The organism is Stutzerimonas nitrititolerans, from assembly GCF_003696285.1.
GTDB lineage: Bacteria > Pseudomonadota > Gammaproteobacteria > Pseudomonadales > Pseudomonadaceae > Stutzerimonas > Stutzerimonas nitrititolerans.
Genome location: NZ_RFFL01000009.1, coordinates 19,474 through 35,936 on the forward strand (window position 1 = coordinate 19,474; position 16,463 = coordinate 35,936).

Below are 16,463 nucleotides of genomic sequence, written 5' to 3' on the forward strand. Positions count from 1 at the left end.
CTTTCGTTGCGAATGGCGGGGGCGGTTTTCCTGACAGAATTGATACCCTCGGCAGCGCAGATTCCGCCAGGATCTGTCGAAATTTCGTGCGTGGCGCGCCGGAGACGCCAATAGATACCAGTCACCGCTGCTGGCTGGCAGCCGAAATGTCACAATCGGCGTTCCAGCCGGTCCGCACTTCCCAGAGGTCGTTATGTCGCAATTTGAACTGGTCACCCGATTCAAGCCCGCCGGTGACCAGCCCGAAGCCATTCGGCAGATGATCGAAGGCATCGAGGCCGGGTTGTCGCACCAGACATTGCTGGGCGTGACCGGCTCGGGCAAGACCTTCAGCATTGCCAACGTGATTGCCCACGTGCAACGCCCGACCCTGGTGCTGGCGCCGAACAAGACGCTGGCGGCGCAGCTCTACGGCGAGTTCAAGGCGTTCTTCCCACGCAACGCGGTGGAGTATTTCGTCTCCTACTACGACTACTACCAGCCCGAGGCCTATGTGCCGTCGTCGGACACCTTCATCGAGAAGGATGCCTCGATCAACGACCATATCGAGCAGATGCGCCTGTCCGCGACCAAGGCGCTGCTGGAGCGCAAGGACGCCATCATCGTCACCACGGTGTCGTGCATCTACGGCCTGGGTGATCCGCAGTCGTACCTGAAGATGGTATTGCACGTCGACCGCGGTGACCGCCTCGATCAGCGCGAGCTTCTGCGCCGCCTGGCCGGCCTGCAGTACACCCGCAACGATATGGATTTCGCTCGCGCGACCTTCCGCGTGCGCGGCGACGTGATCGACATCTTCCCGGCCGAATCCGATCTGGAAGCGGTGCGCATCGAGCTGTTCGACGACGAGGTGGAGAGCCTCTCGGCCTTCGATCCGCTGACCGGCGAGGTGATCCGCAAGCTGCCACGCTTCACCTTCTATCCCAAGAGCCACTACGTGACGCCGCGCGAAACCCTGCTCGAGGCGGTGGAGAAGATCAAGGTCGAGCTCAAGGACCGGCTGGACTACCTGCGCAGCCAGAACAAGCTGGTGGAGGCGCAGCGCCTGGAGCAGCGCACGCGCTTCGATCTGGAAATGATCATGGAACTGGGCTACTGCAACGGCATCGAGAACTACTCGCGCTACCTCTCGGGTCGCGAAAGCGGCGAAGCGCCGCCGACGCTGTACGACTACCTGCCGGCCGATGCGCTGCTGGTGATCGACGAGTCCCACGTCAGCGTGCCGCAGGTCGGCGCCATGTACAAAGGCGACCGCTCGCGCAAGGAAACCCTGGTGGAATACGGCTTCCGCCTGCCGTCGGCACTGGACAACCGGCCCATGCGCTTCGACGAGTGGGAGGCGATCAGCCCGCAGACCATCTTCGTTTCCGCGACGCCGGGACCATACGAGGCCGAGCACGCCGGGCGCGTGGTCGAGCAGGTGGTGCGGCCAACGGGGTTGGTCGATCCGCAGATCGAAGTGCGTCCGGCGCTGACCCAGGTCGATGATCTGCTCTCGGAAATCACCAAGAGTGTGGCCAAGGAAGAGCGTGTGCTGGTCACCACCCTGACCAAGCGCATGGCCGAAGACCTGACCGACTACCTCGGCGATCACGGCGTCAAGGTGCGCTACCTGCATTCGGACATCGATACGGTGGAGCGCGTCGAGATCATCCGCGATCTGCGCCTGGGCGTGTTCGACGTGCTGGTGGGCATCAACCTGCTGCGCGAAGGGCTGGACATGCCCGAGGTGTCGCTTGTAGCGATCCTCGATGCGGACAAGGAAGGCTTCCTGCGTTCCGAACGCTCGCTGATCCAGACCATCGGTCGCGCGGCGCGCAACCTCAACGGCCGGGCGATTCTCTACGCCGACTCGATCACCGGCTCGATGCAGCGCGCCATCGACGAGACCGAGCGCCGGCGCAACAAGCAGATCGCCTTCAACGAGGCCCACGGCATCGTGCCGCAAGGCGTAGTCAAGGATGTGCAGGACATTCTCGAAGGCGCCACCGTGCCGGGTTCGCGCAGCAAGAAGCGTCGCGGGGAGGCCAAGGCGGCGGAAGAGGCGGCGCGTTACGAAAGCGAACTGCGCTCGCCCAGCGAAATCACCAAACGGATTCGCCAGTTGGAAGAGCGCATGCTGCTGCAGGCGCGCGACCTGGAGTTCGAGGCGGCCGCACAGACCCGAGACGAGATCCACAAGCTGCGCGAGCGATTGCTGCAGGTATAGCCGGTTACCCCTCGACGATCGCCGTTGGCTGGTGAAGCGGCGGCCATGTTCCATGGACTCAATCCGTAAGCGATAGCTTCCTCGCGCTCGCTCGAGCGGGCGTTCGTAAAAATGATGTAATTGTTATGATATAACATGTGATAGATTCTCCAGCCGCAAACCCTGCTCCTGTCGTTCGGGCTCGGTGCGCACCAGTCATCCCCGGTTGCTTCGGAAGGCAGCCGCCACTGTTTGGAGAATCACAATGAAACTGAAGCGTCATCCGCTGGCCCTGGCAATTAGCCTAAGCTTCGTCCCCGCCGCATGGGCCGCCGATCCGGTCGAACTCGATGCCGTGGTGGTCAGCGCCAGCGGCCTGGCCAGGCAGAGCCACGAGATGACCACGCCTGCCGAGGTCCTGGAAGGTGATGAGCTGGTGTTGCGCCGCGAGGCGACGTTGGGAGAAACCTTGGAAAGTCTGCCCGGTGTGCGTTCCAGCAGTTTCGGCGCAGGCGCGGCGCGTCCGGTGATCCGCGGTCTGGATGGCGCACGGGTGAAGGTGCTGAGCGATGGTGTGGAATTGCTCGACGCGTCCACCATCAGCCCGGACCATGCGGTGACCAGCGAGCCGCTGCTGGCCGAGCGTATCGAGGTGCTCAAGGGGCCGGCGACGCTTCTGTATGGCGGCGGGGCCATCGGCGGCGTGGTCAACGTGATCGACCGCAAGGTACCCACCTACGTGCCGGAGAAAGGCTACGAGGGTGAGCTGGAGCTACGGGCCAACAGTGTGGCCAACGAAGGCGCCGGCGTGTTCGGCATCACCGCCGGCAGCGGCAACTTCGCCGTGCGCGCCGAAGGAACCAAGCGCCAGGCCGATGAATACGAGATTCCCGGCTCGCCATCCAGGCAGGCCGGTTCCTACAACGACACCGACAGCTTCACACTGGGCGCGAGCTACATCGGTGCGCGCGGCTATCTCGGCCTGGCTTACGGCGAGCAGAACAATCGCTACGGTCTGCTGGCCCACGAGCATGCCGATTGCCATACCCATGGCAGCGACTGGCACTGCGGTGGCCATGGACACGGTCATGGCCATGACGACCACGATCATGAGCACGGCGGCGTACCCTACATCGACATGCGGCAGAAACGCTGGGACCTGCGCGGCGAGCTGAGTGAACCGCTGCCGGGCTTCGAGCTGGCGCGGCTGCGCGTCGGGCACTCCAACTACCAGCACGAGGAAATCGAGGGTGGCGAAGTCGGTACCCGTTTCAACAACGATGCCACCGACGCCCGCCTGGAGCTGACCCATCGGCCGCTGTTCGGCTGGCGCGGCGTACTGGGTGGGCAAACCCTGCGGCGTGATTTCGAAGCGCTCGGCGAAGAGGCCTACGTTCCGCCGACGCTGACGCGCAACCATGGCTTGTTCCTGCTCGAGGAATACACCGCCGGCGCCTGGCGCTACGAGCTCGGCCTGCGACACGAATGGCAGGACATCGAGGCCGATGGCCGGCGCGACACCGATCACAGTGGTACCTCGGTTTCCGCAGGGGCGGTCTGGACGTTCGCGCCGCAGTACTCGCTGGGCTTCTCGCTGTCGCGTTCGCAGCGTCTGCCTACTGCCGAAGAGTTGTACGCCAACGGCCCGCATGCGGCGACCCGTACCGTCGAACTGGGCAACGTCGAGCTGGAGGAAGAAACCTCGCACAACGCCGAGATCACCCTGCGCAAGTTCGCCGGGCCTACCACCTTCAGCTTCAGCCTGTTCCGCAACGAGGTGAACGATTTCATCTACGCCGCCGACAGCGGTCATGACATCGGTGGTGGCTATCGCGAGATCGAGTACCGTCAGCAGGATGCCGTGCTCACCGGGGCGGAAGGGGAGGTGCGTTTCCAGGTCGCCGATGCCACAGCGTTCACCCTGTTCGGCGACCACGTGCGCGGCAAGCTGCGCGATGGTGGTGGCGACCTGCCGCGTATTCCGGCCGATCGTCTTGGCGTGCGCCTCGACCAGAGCTTCACCACGGCCCTGAACGGCCAGCTGGAGTTCTACCGCGTGCAACGCCAGGACGACCTGGCCGACTACGAGACCGAAACCGGTGGCTACAACATGCTTGGCGCCAGCCTTGGCTACAGCGGCTCGCTGAACCAGACCGACTACCTGTTGTACCTCAAGGCCAACAACCTGCTGGACGAAAAGGCGCGCGAGCACAGCTCCTTCATCAAGGACGACGTGCTGCTGCCCGGGCGCAACCTGACCGTGGGCGTGCGCTTGGCGTTCTGACCGAGCGAAGCGCCCTGTTGCGTTAGAGTCAGCTCAGTGGCCGCCAGCGCCGGCCTGCATATCCTGCGGCAGCGGGCGCGTCAGCAGCACGGCGACCATGCTGATGGCCAGGGCGATGCCGACGAAGTGGAAGGCGTCGTTGTAGGCCATGATCATCGCCTGCTGATGGGTGATTTCGCTGAGCCGGCCCAGTGCCGCCTGCTCGCTGCCCAGTTGCGCAGTCAGGGTGCTCAGGCGCTCGGCGACCGCCGGGTTGGTCGGCACCAGCGCTTCGCGCAGGTAGTCGAAATAGACCTTGGTGCGGCTGTCCAGCAGGGTGGCGAGCAGGGCGATGCCGATGGCGCCGCCCAGGTTGCGCAGGATGTTGAACAGGCTGGAGGCGGAACCGGCGTCCTGTGGCTGCACGTAGGCGGTGGCGATCAGCGAGATGGTCACCATGATCAGCGGCTGGCCGATCGCGCGGATGATCTGGATGGGATGGAACTGATCACCGGCGAAGTCCGGGTTGAGCGCTCCCGAGGCGAAGCTGGACAGGCCGAACAGGGCGAAGCCCGCGGCGCATAGCCATTTCGGCGGGATGATCTTCATCAGCTTGGGCACCAGCGGAATCAGGAACAGCTGCGGAATGCCCATCCACATGATCACCTGGCCGATCTGCAGGGCGTTGTACTGCTGGATCTGCGCCAGGTACAGCGGCAGCAGGTAGATCGAACCGTAGAGCCCGAGGCCCATGCCGAGACTGGCGACGCTGGTCAGGCCGAAGTTGCGCTCGCGCAGGATGCCCAGATTGATCAGCGGGTTGGGCCGCGACAGCTGCAGAATCACGAACAGGATCAGGCTCAGCAGGGCGACGACGCCCAGCTCGACGATCAGGCTCGATTCGAGCCAGTCCTTGCGATGGCCTTCTTCGAGAAACACCTGCAGGCAGCCGAGGCCGGCCGCCAGCGTGACGATGCCGGCGTAGTCGGTGCTCTTCAGCAGCTCCCAGTGCGGCTTCTTCTTCTCCAGGCCGTAGAGCAGGCCGGCGATCATCACCAGGCCTGGTGGCACGTTGATGTAGAAGATGTACTCCCAGCCCCAGTTCTCGGTGAGCCAGCCGCCGAGCGTCGGGCCGATCGACGGGGCGAAGGTCGCGGTGATGGCGAACAGCGCCATGCCCTTGGCTCGCTGACTCTCCGGCAGCTTGATCAGCGTCAGCGTGAACGCCAGCGGGATCAGCGCGCCGCCGGTGAAGCCCTGCAGCGCCCGGAAGACGATCATGCTTTCAAGGTTCCAGGCGAAGGAGCAGAGCAGGGAAGAGATCAGAAAACCGATCGACACCCAGACGGCAAGCCGACGTGCCGAGAGCAGCTGCACCAGCCAGGCGGTCAGCGGAATCATGATGATTTCCGCCACCAGGTACGAGGTGGAAATCCACGAGCCTTCCTCCAGCGTGGCCGAGAGCGCGCCCTGGATGTCCTTGAGCGACGAGTTGGTGATCTGGATATCCAGCACCGCCATGAAGGCGCCGAGCATGGCGCTCATCACGGCGATCCAGTCGCGCCGGCTGGGTTCGCCGACCGGGCGGGTCAGTGCATCAGCGGCCACGAAGGTCGACCTTCACTTCCACCGACATGCCGGGGCGGATGCGGCCCCTAAGCGGATTGTCGGGCGCGAAGGTCAGCTTGACGGGGATGCGCTGGACCACCTTGGTGAAGTTGCCGGTGGCATTGTCCGGCGGCAACAGGCTGAACTGCGCGCCGGAGGCTGGAAAGAGGCTCGCCACCCGACCCTCGATGGGCGTATCGGGGAAGCTGTCGAAGGTCAGCTCGGCGGCCTGGCCTTCGCGCATGCGGCCGATCTGGGTTTCCTTGAAGTTGGCCTGGACCCAGATGTCTTCGTCGGGCACCACCGACATCAGGTAGGCGCCGACCGCCACATACTGCCCGGTGCGCGCGGAACGCTGACCGATAACGCCGCTGATGGGCGAATGGATTTCGGTGCGGCGCAGATTCAGCTCGGCCTGCTCGATCTGCGCGCGGGCGCTGCCGATCAGGGCCTGCAGGCGTTGTACCTCCGCCTCGAGCGTGTCGACCTGCTGACGCTGGGCGTTCAGGTCCGCCCCGGCTTTCTGCCGCTGCGAACGGGCCACGCGGGCATCGGCCGACAGCGTCGTCACGCGCTCTTCCGAGACGAAACCGGGCTTGCGCAGCGCCTCGACGCGCGACAGGTCGAGCTGGCTGCGCTCCAGGTTAGCCTGTGCCGCGTCCAGAGCGGCCTGGCTGGCGGCGATCAGACTGTTCTGCTGGGTCAGGCGGCTGCGCGCCTGGGCGAGCTCGGCCTCGTGTATCGCCAGGTTCGCGCGGGCCTGTTCGAGCGCAAGACGGAAATCCCCGGCTTCGAGCGTCACCAGCAGATCGCCGCTTTCGACATGCTGGTTGTCCTCGACATGCACCCGCTCGATGCGCGCGGCCAACTGGCTGGAGACGCGGGTGATCTCACCCTGCACGTAGGCATTGTCGGTGTGCTCGTAATGGCGGCCGATCAAGAACCAGTGAGCGAACAGGGCGGCTGCGGCCAGCAGCACAAGGATCAAGAAGATGAAGAGTCGGCGTTTCAGCGTGGCGGGCATGTCTAAGCTCGTTGCCATGGAGGACAGCCGGGCAATCTAGCAGCGTTCAGCCTTGGAAATAAACTGTTACAGTTGCGAAAATTCCGTTGCATTCAGGAAACGTCGGGACGCGCTTCTTTCGCTCCGGACGCAGTCGCAGCCAGTCACGGATGCCCGCCTGGTGGAGCCGGAAGAGGTCCGCCTGCTAACATCGCGCCTTTCCGCATGCGACCTGCCCAGCCGCCGGTCGCCGTGTTCTTCCGTGGCCTGGATTCGAGACCAACATGACCACCGTCCGCACCCGTATCGCGCCGTCCCCGACCGGCGACCCCCATGTCGGTACCGCCTACATCGCGCTGTTCAACCTCTGCTTCGCCCGCCAGCATGGCGGCCAGTTCATCCTGCGCATCGAGGACACCGACCAGCTGCGCTCGACCCGCGAATCCGAACAGCAGATCTACGACGCACTGCGCTGGCTGGGTATCGAGTGGGACGAAGGCCCCGACGTCGGTGGCCCGCACGGTCCGTACCGGCAGAGCGAGCGCGGCGAGATCTACAAGAAGTATTCGGACGAACTGGTCGCCAAAGGCCATGCCTTCCCGTGCTTCTGCAGCGCCGAGCGTCTGGATCAGGTGCGCGCCGAGCAGATGGCCAACAAGGAAACCCCGCGCTACGACGGCCATTGCATGCACATCGCGCCGGCCGAGGCGCAGCAGCGCATCGCCAGTGGCGAATCCCACGTGATCCGCATGAAGGTGCCCAGCGAAGGCGTCTGCCAGGTGCAGGACATGCTGCGCGGCACTGTCGAGATCGGCTGGGACCGCATGGACATGCAGGTGCTGATGAAGGCCGACGGCCTGCCGACCTACTTCCTCGCCAACGTGGTCGACGATCACCTGATGGGCATCACCCACGTGCTGCGCGGCGAGGAATGGCTACCGTCGGCGCCCAAGCTGATCAAACTCTATGAATACTTCGGCTGGGAACAGCCGCAGCTGTGCTACATGCCGCTGCTGCGCAATCCGGACAAGAGCAAGCTGTCCAAGCGCAAGAATCCGACTTCGGTGACCTTCTACGAGCGCATGGGCTTCATGCCCGAGGCGATGCTCAACTACCTGGGCCGCATGGGCTGGTCGATGCCCGACGAGCGCGAGAAGTTCACCCTGGCGGAGATGATCGAGCACTTCGACATCAATCGTGTATCGCTGGGCGGGCCGATCTTCGATATCGAGAAGCTGTCCTGGCTCAACGGCCAGTGGATTCGCGAACTGAGCGTGGAGGCCTTCGCCAGCCAGGTCCAGCAGTGGGCACTGAATCCCGAATACCTGATGAAGATCGCACCGCACGTGCAGGGCAGGGTGGAAACCTTCAGCCAGATCGCGCCGCTGGCCGGTTTCTTCTTCGCCGGAGCACTGAATCTCGACCCAGCCTTGTTCGAGCACAAGAAGCTCGATGCCACCCAGGTGCGCCAGGTGCTGCAGCTGACCCTGTGGAAGCTCGAAGCGCTGCGCCAGTGGGACAAGGAGCGCATCACCGATGTCATCCAGGCGGTGGCTGCGCATCTGGAGCTGAAACTGCGCGACGTGATGCCGCTGATGTTCGCTTCGATCACCGGCCAGGCCAGTTCGGTCTCGGTGCTCGATGCGATGGAAATCCTCGGGCCGGACCTCACGCGGTTCCGCCTGCGCCAGGCGCTGGAACTGCTCGGCGGCGCATCGAAGAAGGAAGTGAAGGAGTGGGAAAAGCTGCTGGCGGCAATGGGCTGATTGCCACCGTCGCTGTCGCCCTCCCTGGCCGTGCATGATGTCTGCCTGTAGGGGCGAATTCATTCGGCTGCAGTACAGGGCCGAACAAGTTCGGCCCTACGCTCGGCTTCGCACGGTCTGCCTCCACGGATTTGCCGTAGGGCCGAATTCATTCGGCCACGGGGCAAGGCTTACGCCAAGGCATCGGCTTCGCCTGCAGCTGTCGGCTCGTTGCCACCCGTCGGCGGTAAGTAATTGTTCTTCTGTCGAAATTTCTTCACCAGCCAGTAAAAATTTCGTTGACAGTGCGCAGGGCCGCCCCTAATATGCGCCCCGTCCTCGAGATGGGGCTATAGCTCAGCTGGGAGAGCGCTTGCATGGCATGCAAGAGGTCGACGGTTCGATCCCGTCTAGCTCCACCAATCTCGGACAATGATTGCCACCGACCCGCCTGAAGGCGGGTCGCGTCAGAAGGTTTTGTCCCCTTCGTCTAGTGGCCTAGGACACCGCCCTTTCACGGCGGTAACAGGGGTTCGAGTCCCCTAGGGGACGCCATATTCCAGCAGCGATGCGCAAGTATCGCGAGTCGGGAGACGTTAAATCCGGGGCTATAGCTCAGCTGGGAGAGCGCTTGCATGGCATGCAAGAGGTCGACGGTTCGATCCCGTCTAGCTCCACCAATCTCGGACAATGATTGCCACCGACCCGCCTGAAGGCGGGTCGCGTCAGAAGGTTTTGTCCCCTTCGTCTAGTGGCCTAGGACACCGCCCTTTCACGGCGGTAACAGGGGTTCGAGTCCCCTAGGGGACGCCATTTTTATTGCCCGTTTTGGGCGTCGAAGGGTCATTTCTCATGAAATGGCCCTTTTTGTTTTGCGCTGAATTAATCGGCCGGCGGCGCGAGAGTCCGGCGCTTCGATGAACTCAGCCGCTGAATGATCTGCCATAGCACGTGCAGGGGCGCAGAGACGCTCGATTGCAATAGACTTGTCGCGCACTACAGCGAGCGAGAGGTAAGCATGATCTGGGACCAGCCCGACGCGTTCATCATCGATATCGAGGTCGAAGCCGAGCACATCGACGAACTCGGCCATGCCAACAATGCGGTCTACGTCTCCTGGCTGGAGCGCTGTGCCTGGCAGCACTCGCAGAGCCTGGGGCTGGGGCTGGAGGATTACCAGCGGCTGGATCGCGCGATGGCGGTGCTCAGGCACGAGATCGATTATCTGGCGGCCGCCTATCAGGGCGATCGCCTGCAATTGGCGACCTGGATCGTCCAGTCGGACCAGCGCCTGAAGATGAAGCGCAACTTCCAGCTGGTCAGGCCAGCCGATACCACCACCTTGCTGCGGGCGCAGACCACCTTCGTCTGCATCCAGATGTCGAGCGGCAAGCCGAAACGGATGCCGGAGGCGTTCGTCGAGGGGTACGGCAAGGCGCTGGTGCCGCCTTACCCGCTCGAACTCTGACTGTCTTCAGCGCTGCTCGGGCTTGCGCATCTCGGCATCGCGGCGCTCTTTGGCATCTTCGCGCCAATCTTCCTGTACTTCGTTGGTCATGCGCGGATCCGGGTCGGTACCGGTGGGGTTCTGATAGCCATGGGCTGAGGCATCGTCATCCTGCGCCCGCTGCTCCATGGTCGAATCCGTTGGCTGGTTCTTCATGTCGTCGTCATGGGCCATTGCGCCTGTTGCAACGAGGCTGGCGAAGAGGGTCAGGGCAAGCGTCGAGTTTTTCACAGGATCTTCCTCCGCGTGGTTGGGATGGTATCGTCCCTTCTTCTGATTTCGACTCGAAGCCCTCGCGGATGTTCGCTTCGAGTGTGCCAGTGCCGATGAGATAGAACAGGTTGCGCAAAATCATTCACGTCGATTGCGATGCCTTCTTCGCCGCCATCGAAATGCGCGACGATCCCAGCCTGGCCAATCGCCCCATGGCGGTCGGCGGGCTGGCCGAGCAGCGCGGGGTCATCGCCACCTGCAACTACGAAGCGCGGGCCTATGGCGTGCGTTCGGCAATGGCCTCGGCGCATGCGCTCAAGCTCTGTCCCGACCTGCTGATCGTCAGGCCGCGGCGGGAGGCCTACCGGGAGGCCTCGCAGGAAATCCACACGATCTTCCGCACCTATACCGACCTGATCGAGCCGCTTTCCCTCGATGAGGCCTTTCTCGACGTAACCGGTTGCGAGCACTTCGCCGGCAGCGCCACGCGTATCGCCCAGGACATTCGTCGGCGCGTCTGGCAACAGTTGCGCATCACCGTCTCGGCGGGCGTTGCGCCCAACAAGTTCCTCGCCAAGATCGCCAGTGACTGGAAGAAGCCCGATGGCCTGTTCGTGATCACGCCGGCGCAGGTGGACGAGTTCGTGCTTGGCCTGCCGGTCACCAAGCTGCACGGTGTGGGGCGTGTCACCGCCGAGAAGCTTCAGCGCATGGGCGTCCGGACCTGCGCCGACCTGCGTGCGCGCAATCGCCTGGACCTGCTGCGTGATTTCGGCTCCTTCGGCGAGCGGCTCTGGGGGCTCGCCCATGGCATCGACGAGCGCCCGGTGCAGGTCGAGAGCCGGCGTCAGTCGGTCAGCGTGGAAAATACCTACGACCGCGATCTGCCGGATCTGGCCGCCTGCCTGGAGCGCCTTCCCGAGTTGCTGCAGGAGCTGACACGGCGGATGGCGAGGCTCGACAGCCGTTACCGCCCCGGCAAGCCTTTCGTCAAACTGAAGTTTCACGACTTCACCCAGACCACCCTGGAACAATCCGGAGCCGGCCTGGAACTGGAGGATTACGCCGATTTGCTCGCCGTCGCGTTCGCGCGAGGCAAACGCCCGGTACGCCTGATCGGTGTCGGCGTGCGGCTGATTGATTCGCGTGACCAGGCCGAACAACTGCGATTGTTCTGAGCCGTCGGTCGGCGCAGCCTCTTTGCCTGTAGGGGCTGTTGACGTTTCGTTCGCGGCCGCGCCGGCGCCTGTTTTTACGCGAGGCAAGGCACGAGAAGCGAAGTTTGGTTATTCCAAATAAGCGACGAGTAACGCTGCATCGCGTAAAAACAGGCCCGGCCCGAAGGGTTGCGCGGGAAATGACGCCAGCTGTCGTGTAGGACTTGGTAAGGCAATGACGCGGCCGGCCGAGGCCATTACCTGCGTCCTACGCCTAACCTGGCGCCATTTCTCGCAGCAACGCGGCTCGCGACGAAGCGTCAACATCCCCTAGATAGTCCCTCATTTGCTATGCCGCTTGCTCCTGGCTCCAGCGCGTCAAGACCGCGGCATTGCGACGAGCGGTGGCGGGCGGCGCTCACGCCTGCGGACCTTTCTGCCGATAACGAAGCAGCGTCTGGCGTTCTTATTTTGACGCATGTCAACGCAGGTTTCGGTGGAGTGACAAAATTTGGACATACCCCGCCCGATGTTGTTAAAGTCGCCCCCATTTTCAGTAATGGCAATTTGCTACGACGTTTGGCTGTGTCCGAATCGCCCCGTCAGGGGCGTCCCGATGCTGCTGGACAGGCGAGGAATTCATGAGGTTGTTCTCCAGGCGCGGCACCGCCCCGATCGGCGGATTGCTGGGTATAGAAACCGGGCCGCAAGGCGTCGCGCTTGCCGTGGTGCAGCGAGATGCCGGGCAGGCGCAGCCGGTGCTGTCGCGTTGCGAATTCCTGCAAGGCGAGGTTGCCGCGCACGCTGAACTGCTCAAACAGGCCGTGGTGGCGCATGGTCTCGCTGGCATGCCGGTCAACTTCCTGCTGCATCCGGCGACCTATCAGATGTTTCTGCTCGAAGCGCCCGACGTACCAGCCAACGAGTTGCGCGATGCCATGCGCTGGCGGATCAAGGACCTGATCAGAGAGCCGCTCGAAGAGGTGGTCGTCGACTGCTTCGCGCTGCCGGAGGACGCCTATCGCGGGCGTACCCGCATGGTCTATTGCGCGGTGTTGAGCAAGGCGCGAATGACCGAATTCGCTGCGCTGATCCATCAGGCTGGCCTGAAGCTGGCCAGCATCGACATCACCGAGATGGCCTTCCGCAACCTCGGCTTGCTGGCGGGGGCACAGGCCACCAACCTGGCCGTGCTGCGCCTGCGCACCAGCGAGGGGTTGATCTGCGTGCAGAGCGGTGCGGACGTCTACATGGCGCGGCGCATCGAGCATGGCCTGCGCCAGGCTGCAGGCGACCAGTCCGGCATGACGCTGGAGATCCAGCGGTCGCTCGATTACTACGAAAGCCAACTGGGCAAAGGCTATATCAGCCGCGTGATGTTGCTGCCCATGAAGCAGGATGGCGAACGTACTTTCCAGGCGCTTTCCAGTGGGCTGGCGGTGAATCTGCAGCGGCTCGATCTGCGCGAGCTGTTTCCCGGCCAGGCCGCGGCGGAGCTGGACGAGTCGCTCCAGGCCTTCTGTATCGGCGCCGTGGGCGCGGCCCTGCGCCAGGAAGCCAGCTGATGCAGAACATCAACCTCTACCAGCGCGAAGGTCGTCGTGGCGGCGGGCCGCAGGCGGGGCATTTGCTGTCGGGCTGCCTGCTGATCGCGGTTCTGCTGGTCGTCCATGGCGCCTGGCAGGGCTGGCAGCTGCATGCGGCACGCGAGGCCGCATCCCTGGCGGAGCAACAGGCCGCGCAGGCGCAGGCCCGACTCGACGTCGTCAAGGCCGACTACCGCGAGCCGGTGCTGGACGCGCGCCTGCCGACGCAACTGGCCGAGCAGGAAGCCGAGAACCGCGAATTGCAGCGCCTGGCAGATCACCTGCAGGCGCTGGACGCGCAGCGCAGCAGCGGATTCTCGCCCTTGCTGCAGGCGCTGGCCGACCGCCATCCGCCGCGTGGCCTGTGGCTGACCCATATCCGCCTGCAGGCGGGTGGCAGCGAACTCGCATTGCACGGCCTCAGCCAGGATCAGGAGTTGCTGCCGCTCTATCTGCAGAGCCTCGGCCAGAGCAGCGCTTTCAGCGGCCGCGAGTTCGCCCGTTTCGATCTGCAGCGCGACGAACAGGACCTGCTGCGCTTCCTGCTGTCTTCCCGCGCGGGCAAGGAGGGCGGCGATGAATAAGTGGCTGCAACGCTGGCAGGCCTTCGCCCCGCGCGAGCAGTGGCTCTGTTTCGCAGTGGGCCTGGGACTGGTCGTCATGCTCTACATGATGCTGGTCGCCGACCCGTTGGCCGCACGCATCGCCGCCGAGCAGAACCGCCAGCGCCTGGCCGAGAGCCGGCAGTTGGAAGCCGACAGCACCCTGCGCGAGATCCAGGCCAAGCTGGCGGCGGACCCCAACCTGACTTACCGGCAGGCGCTGCGGAGCGCACAGGCCAATCGGACGCGGATTCTCCAGCGTATCGATGAGGAAACCCGCGCCCTGATCTCGCCGGCGAAGATGAAGGTGCTGCTGCAGGACCTGCTGCGAACCCAGGACAAGCTCAAGCTGATCGAGCTGGAAAGCTCCAGCACGCCGCTGACGCTGCCCGGCAACGTCCAGACCGACGCCGAACAGCGCAAGACGGCGCCGCTGACGTTCTATCGCCACGGGCTGCGGTTGACGCTGGAGGGCGGTTATTTCGAGCTGCTGACCTACCTGAACGCCATTCAGGCCAGCGGTTGGCGGCTGCACTGGGACAGCCTCGATTATGAAGTGGGTGAGGCGGGCGCAGGTCGTGCGCGCATCATCCTGGATCTGCATACCTTGAGTCGTGATGCGGGGTGGGTCGGTGTCTAGATTACTGATCACCGCCGGCGGGCTGCTGTCGCTGCTCGTGACGCTCGATGCCAGCGCACTCGATCCGACCCTGCCGCCTGCCAGCCCGAGCGCGACACACATCGCCAGTGACGCGGGAGCCACCCTGCGCCTGCAAGCCATCCTGCGCCTGCCCCAGGGCGCGCGTGCGGTGATCAATGGTCAATCGCTGAAAGTCGGCGAGCAGCTGGCGGACGCCCGCGTGCTGGCCATCGACCCGCATTCCGTACTGATCGAACGCGAAGGCAAGCGCGAAGAGCTGCGCCTGAGCGCCCCCATTTTCAACACGAGCCGTACCCAACCATGATGCCGACCCTTCTGCCTCGCCTCGGCCTGCTGAGCCTGTTCTGCCTGCTCGGCGCCTGCCAGACCTTCAAGGACGGTGACCAGCGGCTCTACGAGCAGAGCGAACGCCTGTTCGAAGAAAGCCTCGAACAGAGCCAGAACAAGGTCGCGCCACCGCCCTCGGTGCAGGCCGCGCTGATTCCGCCATTGGATATCGCCGGCTCGAGCGGTGCCGGTCCGCGCTTCGACGTGGCGGTCAACGACATGCCGGCGCGCGATTTCTTCCTCAGCCTGATGCAGAGCGCCGGACAGAACCTGCTGGTGCATCCGGAGGTGACCGGCAACATCACCTTCAGCCTCAGCAACGTCAACCTCGAGGAAGTGCTGGCCGCCGTTCGCGACAGCTACGGCTACGACTATCGCCGTACCAGCTATGGCTATCAGATCCAGCCGAACCAGGCGATCACCCGTACCTACGACCTCAACTACCTCAACGTGCAGCGCCTGGGCACCACCGATACCCGGGTCAGCTCCGGCCAAGTCACCTCCAGCGACAACACCGGTGTCGGCGTCGGCGGCACGACCACCAGCAGCACCTCGTCGACGGTCAATGCCAGCCAGCTGCTTACCAGCAGCAACGTGGATTTCTGGGCGGAAATCCGCGAAGTCATCGCCATGATGATCGGTGCCGAGGAGGGCAACCAGGTGGTGGTCAACCCGCAGGCCGGGCTGCTGGTAGTACGCGCTGCCAGCGCTGACCAGCAGGCGGTCGAGAACTTCCTGCGCCAGGCGCAGCGCAACCTGCAGCGCCAGGTCATCCTGGAAACCAAGATTCTCGAGGTGAATCTGTCCGACGGCTTCCAGGCGGGAATCAACTGGAGTTTCCTGCAAGGGCAGAAAGGCATCAGCCTTGGCGGCTTCGCCACCACGGCGGGCGGCGTGAACATTCCCAATATTCCCCTGGAAGGCCCGGATGGGATCGGTGGCGTCTTCGGCGCCACCTTCGACTTCGGGAATTTCGAGGGCGTGGTACAGCTTCTGGAAACCCAGGGGGACGTGCGTGTGCTCTCCAGCCCGCGGATTTCCACCTTGAACAACCAGAAGGCGGTGATCAAGGTCGGTACCGACGAGTTCTTCGTCACCGACGTGTCCACCACCACCACCTCGCTGGCTGGCGGCACCACCGCGCCGGATCTGGACATCACCCTGACGCCGTTCTTCTCCGGCATCTCGCTGGATGTCACGCCGCAGATCGACGAGAACGACCAGATCACCCTGCACGTGCGGCCCACCGTCAGCCGCGTGCAGGACCAGAACAAGAGCATCCAGCTCGGCAGCCCCGACAACGTCTTCAACCTGCCGCTGGCGCTATCCACCACGCGTCAGTCGGATTCCATCGTGCGTGCCCGCAGCGGCCAGGTGGTGGTGATCGGCGGCCTGCTGGAAAACCGCAACAGCAACGACGACGCCAACGTGCCCTGGCTGTCGAAGCTGCCCTTTGCCGGCGCCCTGTTCCAGCAGCAGCGCAAATCGCTGGAGCAGACAGAGCTGGTCATCCTCATGCGCCCGCAGGTGGTCAACGACCAGGTCTGGCTGGACGAGTTGCGCAAGAGCTCTGAATCCTTCCGGTCGACAAGGTAGCGGGCGT

13 protein-coding genes and 4 tRNA genes are annotated in these 16,463 nt (G+C 63.9%); 14 read left to right on the top strand and 3 right to left on the bottom strand.

The window, feature by feature from the left end; translation table 11 throughout:
• The first annotated feature begins 193 nt into the window (after positions 1 to 193).
• Both uvrB and EA795_RS12460 read left to right on the top strand, forming a co-directional pair.
• Positions 194 to 2,209, top strand: a complete 2,016-nt coding sequence (gene uvrB, locus EA795_RS12455; protein ID WP_014852458.1) for an excinuclease ABC subunit UvrB — start codon at positions 194 to 196, stop codon at positions 2,207 to 2,209.
• A gap of 244 nt (positions 2,210 to 2,453) precedes the next feature.
• Entirely contained in the window at positions 2,454 to 4,472 is a 2,019-nt protein-coding gene (locus EA795_RS12460; RefSeq protein ID WP_122077616.1) for a TonB-dependent receptor, read from the top strand.
• 33 nt (positions 4,473 to 4,505) lie between these two features.
• Here EA795_RS12460 and EA795_RS12465 read toward each other — a convergent pair whose 3' ends face one another.
• Together EA795_RS12465 and EA795_RS12470 are read right to left on the bottom strand one after the other, a co-directional pair.
• Positions 4,506 to 6,059 (bottom strand): MDR family MFS transporter, encoded by a 1,554-nt coding sequence (locus EA795_RS12465; protein WP_122077618.1) that lies wholly within the window; start codon positions 6,057 to 6,059, stop codon positions 4,506 to 4,508.
• On the bottom strand, positions 6,049 to 7,083 hold the full coding sequence (locus EA795_RS12470; protein WP_122077621.1) for an HlyD family secretion protein: 1,035 nt from the start codon (positions 7,081 to 7,083) through the stop codon (positions 6,049 to 6,051). The genes EA795_RS12465 and EA795_RS12470 overlap by 11 nt, the downstream gene beginning before the upstream one ends.
• 263 nt (positions 7,084 to 7,346) lie before the next feature.
• On the opposite strand from EA795_RS12470, the gene gltX reads away from it, so the two are divergent.
• The 6 genes from gltX (at position 7,347) to EA795_RS12500 (ending at position 10,275) form a co-directional block, all read left to right on the top strand.
• Positions 7,347 to 8,828, top strand: coding sequence for a glutamate--tRNA ligase (gene gltX, locus EA795_RS12475; protein WP_122077623.1), 1,482 nt, complete (start codon positions 7,347 to 7,349; stop codon positions 8,826 to 8,828).
• 325 nt (positions 8,829 to 9,153) lie between these two features.
• Positions 9,154 to 9,229: transfer RNA gene (locus EA795_RS12480), tRNA-Ala, on the top strand.
• A 57-nt stretch (positions 9,230 to 9,286) separates the two neighbouring features.
• Positions 9,287 to 9,362 (top strand) — tRNA-Glu (locus EA795_RS12485).
• A 49-nt stretch (positions 9,363 to 9,411) separates the two neighbouring features.
• Positions 9,412 to 9,487: transfer RNA gene (locus EA795_RS12490), tRNA-Ala, on the top strand.
• Between the two features lie 57 nt (positions 9,488 to 9,544).
• A tRNA-Glu gene (locus EA795_RS12495) sits at positions 9,545 to 9,620 on the top strand.
• 205 nt (positions 9,621 to 9,825) lie between these two features.
• Positions 9,826 to 10,275: an acyl-CoA thioesterase gene (locus EA795_RS12500; protein ID WP_115027952.1), complete on the top strand. Its 450-nt coding sequence runs from the start codon at positions 9,826 to 9,828 to the stop codon at positions 10,273 to 10,275.
• A gap of 6 nt (positions 10,276 to 10,281) precedes the next feature.
• Here EA795_RS12500 and EA795_RS12505 read toward each other — a convergent pair whose 3' ends face one another.
• Complete coding sequence (locus EA795_RS12505) at positions 10,282 to 10,545, bottom strand: hypothetical protein (RefSeq protein WP_125864814.1); 264 nt, start codon at positions 10,543 to 10,545, stop codon at positions 10,282 to 10,284.
• A 110-nt stretch (positions 10,546 to 10,655) separates the two neighbouring features.
• Between EA795_RS12505 and dinB the strand changes: the two genes are divergently transcribed.
• The 6 genes from dinB (at position 10,656) to mshL (ending at position 16,456) form a co-directional block, all read left to right on the top strand.
• Positions 10,656 to 11,705, top strand: a complete 1,050-nt coding sequence (gene dinB / locus EA795_RS12510) for a DNA polymerase IV (RefSeq protein ID WP_082636294.1) — start codon at positions 10,656 to 10,658, stop codon at positions 11,703 to 11,705.
• A gap of 620 nt (positions 11,706 to 12,325) precedes the next feature.
• Positions 12,326 to 13,249, top strand: a complete 924-nt coding sequence (locus tag EA795_RS12520) for a type IV pilus biogenesis protein PilM (RefSeq protein WP_058078243.1) — start codon at positions 12,326 to 12,328, stop codon at positions 13,247 to 13,249.
• Positions 13,249 to 13,854, top strand: a complete 606-nt coding sequence (locus EA795_RS12525) for a PilN domain-containing protein (protein WP_058076074.1) — start codon at positions 13,249 to 13,251, stop codon at positions 13,852 to 13,854. The genes EA795_RS12520 and EA795_RS12525 overlap by 1 nt, the downstream gene beginning before the upstream one ends.
• Positions 13,847 to 14,512: a type II secretion system protein M gene (locus EA795_RS12530; protein ID WP_014852468.1), complete on the top strand. Its 666-nt coding sequence runs from the start codon at positions 13,847 to 13,849 to the stop codon at positions 14,510 to 14,512. The genes EA795_RS12525 and EA795_RS12530 overlap by 8 nt, the downstream gene beginning before the upstream one ends.
• Entirely contained in the window at positions 14,505 to 14,837 is a 333-nt protein-coding gene (locus tag EA795_RS12535) for a Type II secretory pathway component (protein WP_238536424.1), read from the top strand. Before EA795_RS12530 ends, EA795_RS12535 begins: the two co-directional genes overlap by 8 nt.
• Positions 14,834 to 16,456, top strand: coding sequence for a pilus (MSHA type) biogenesis protein MshL (gene mshL, locus EA795_RS12540; protein ID WP_058078244.1), 1,623 nt, complete (start codon positions 14,834 to 14,836; stop codon positions 16,454 to 16,456). Before EA795_RS12535 ends, mshL begins: the two co-directional genes overlap by 4 nt.
• Positions 16,457 to 16,463: the final 7 nt, after the last annotated feature.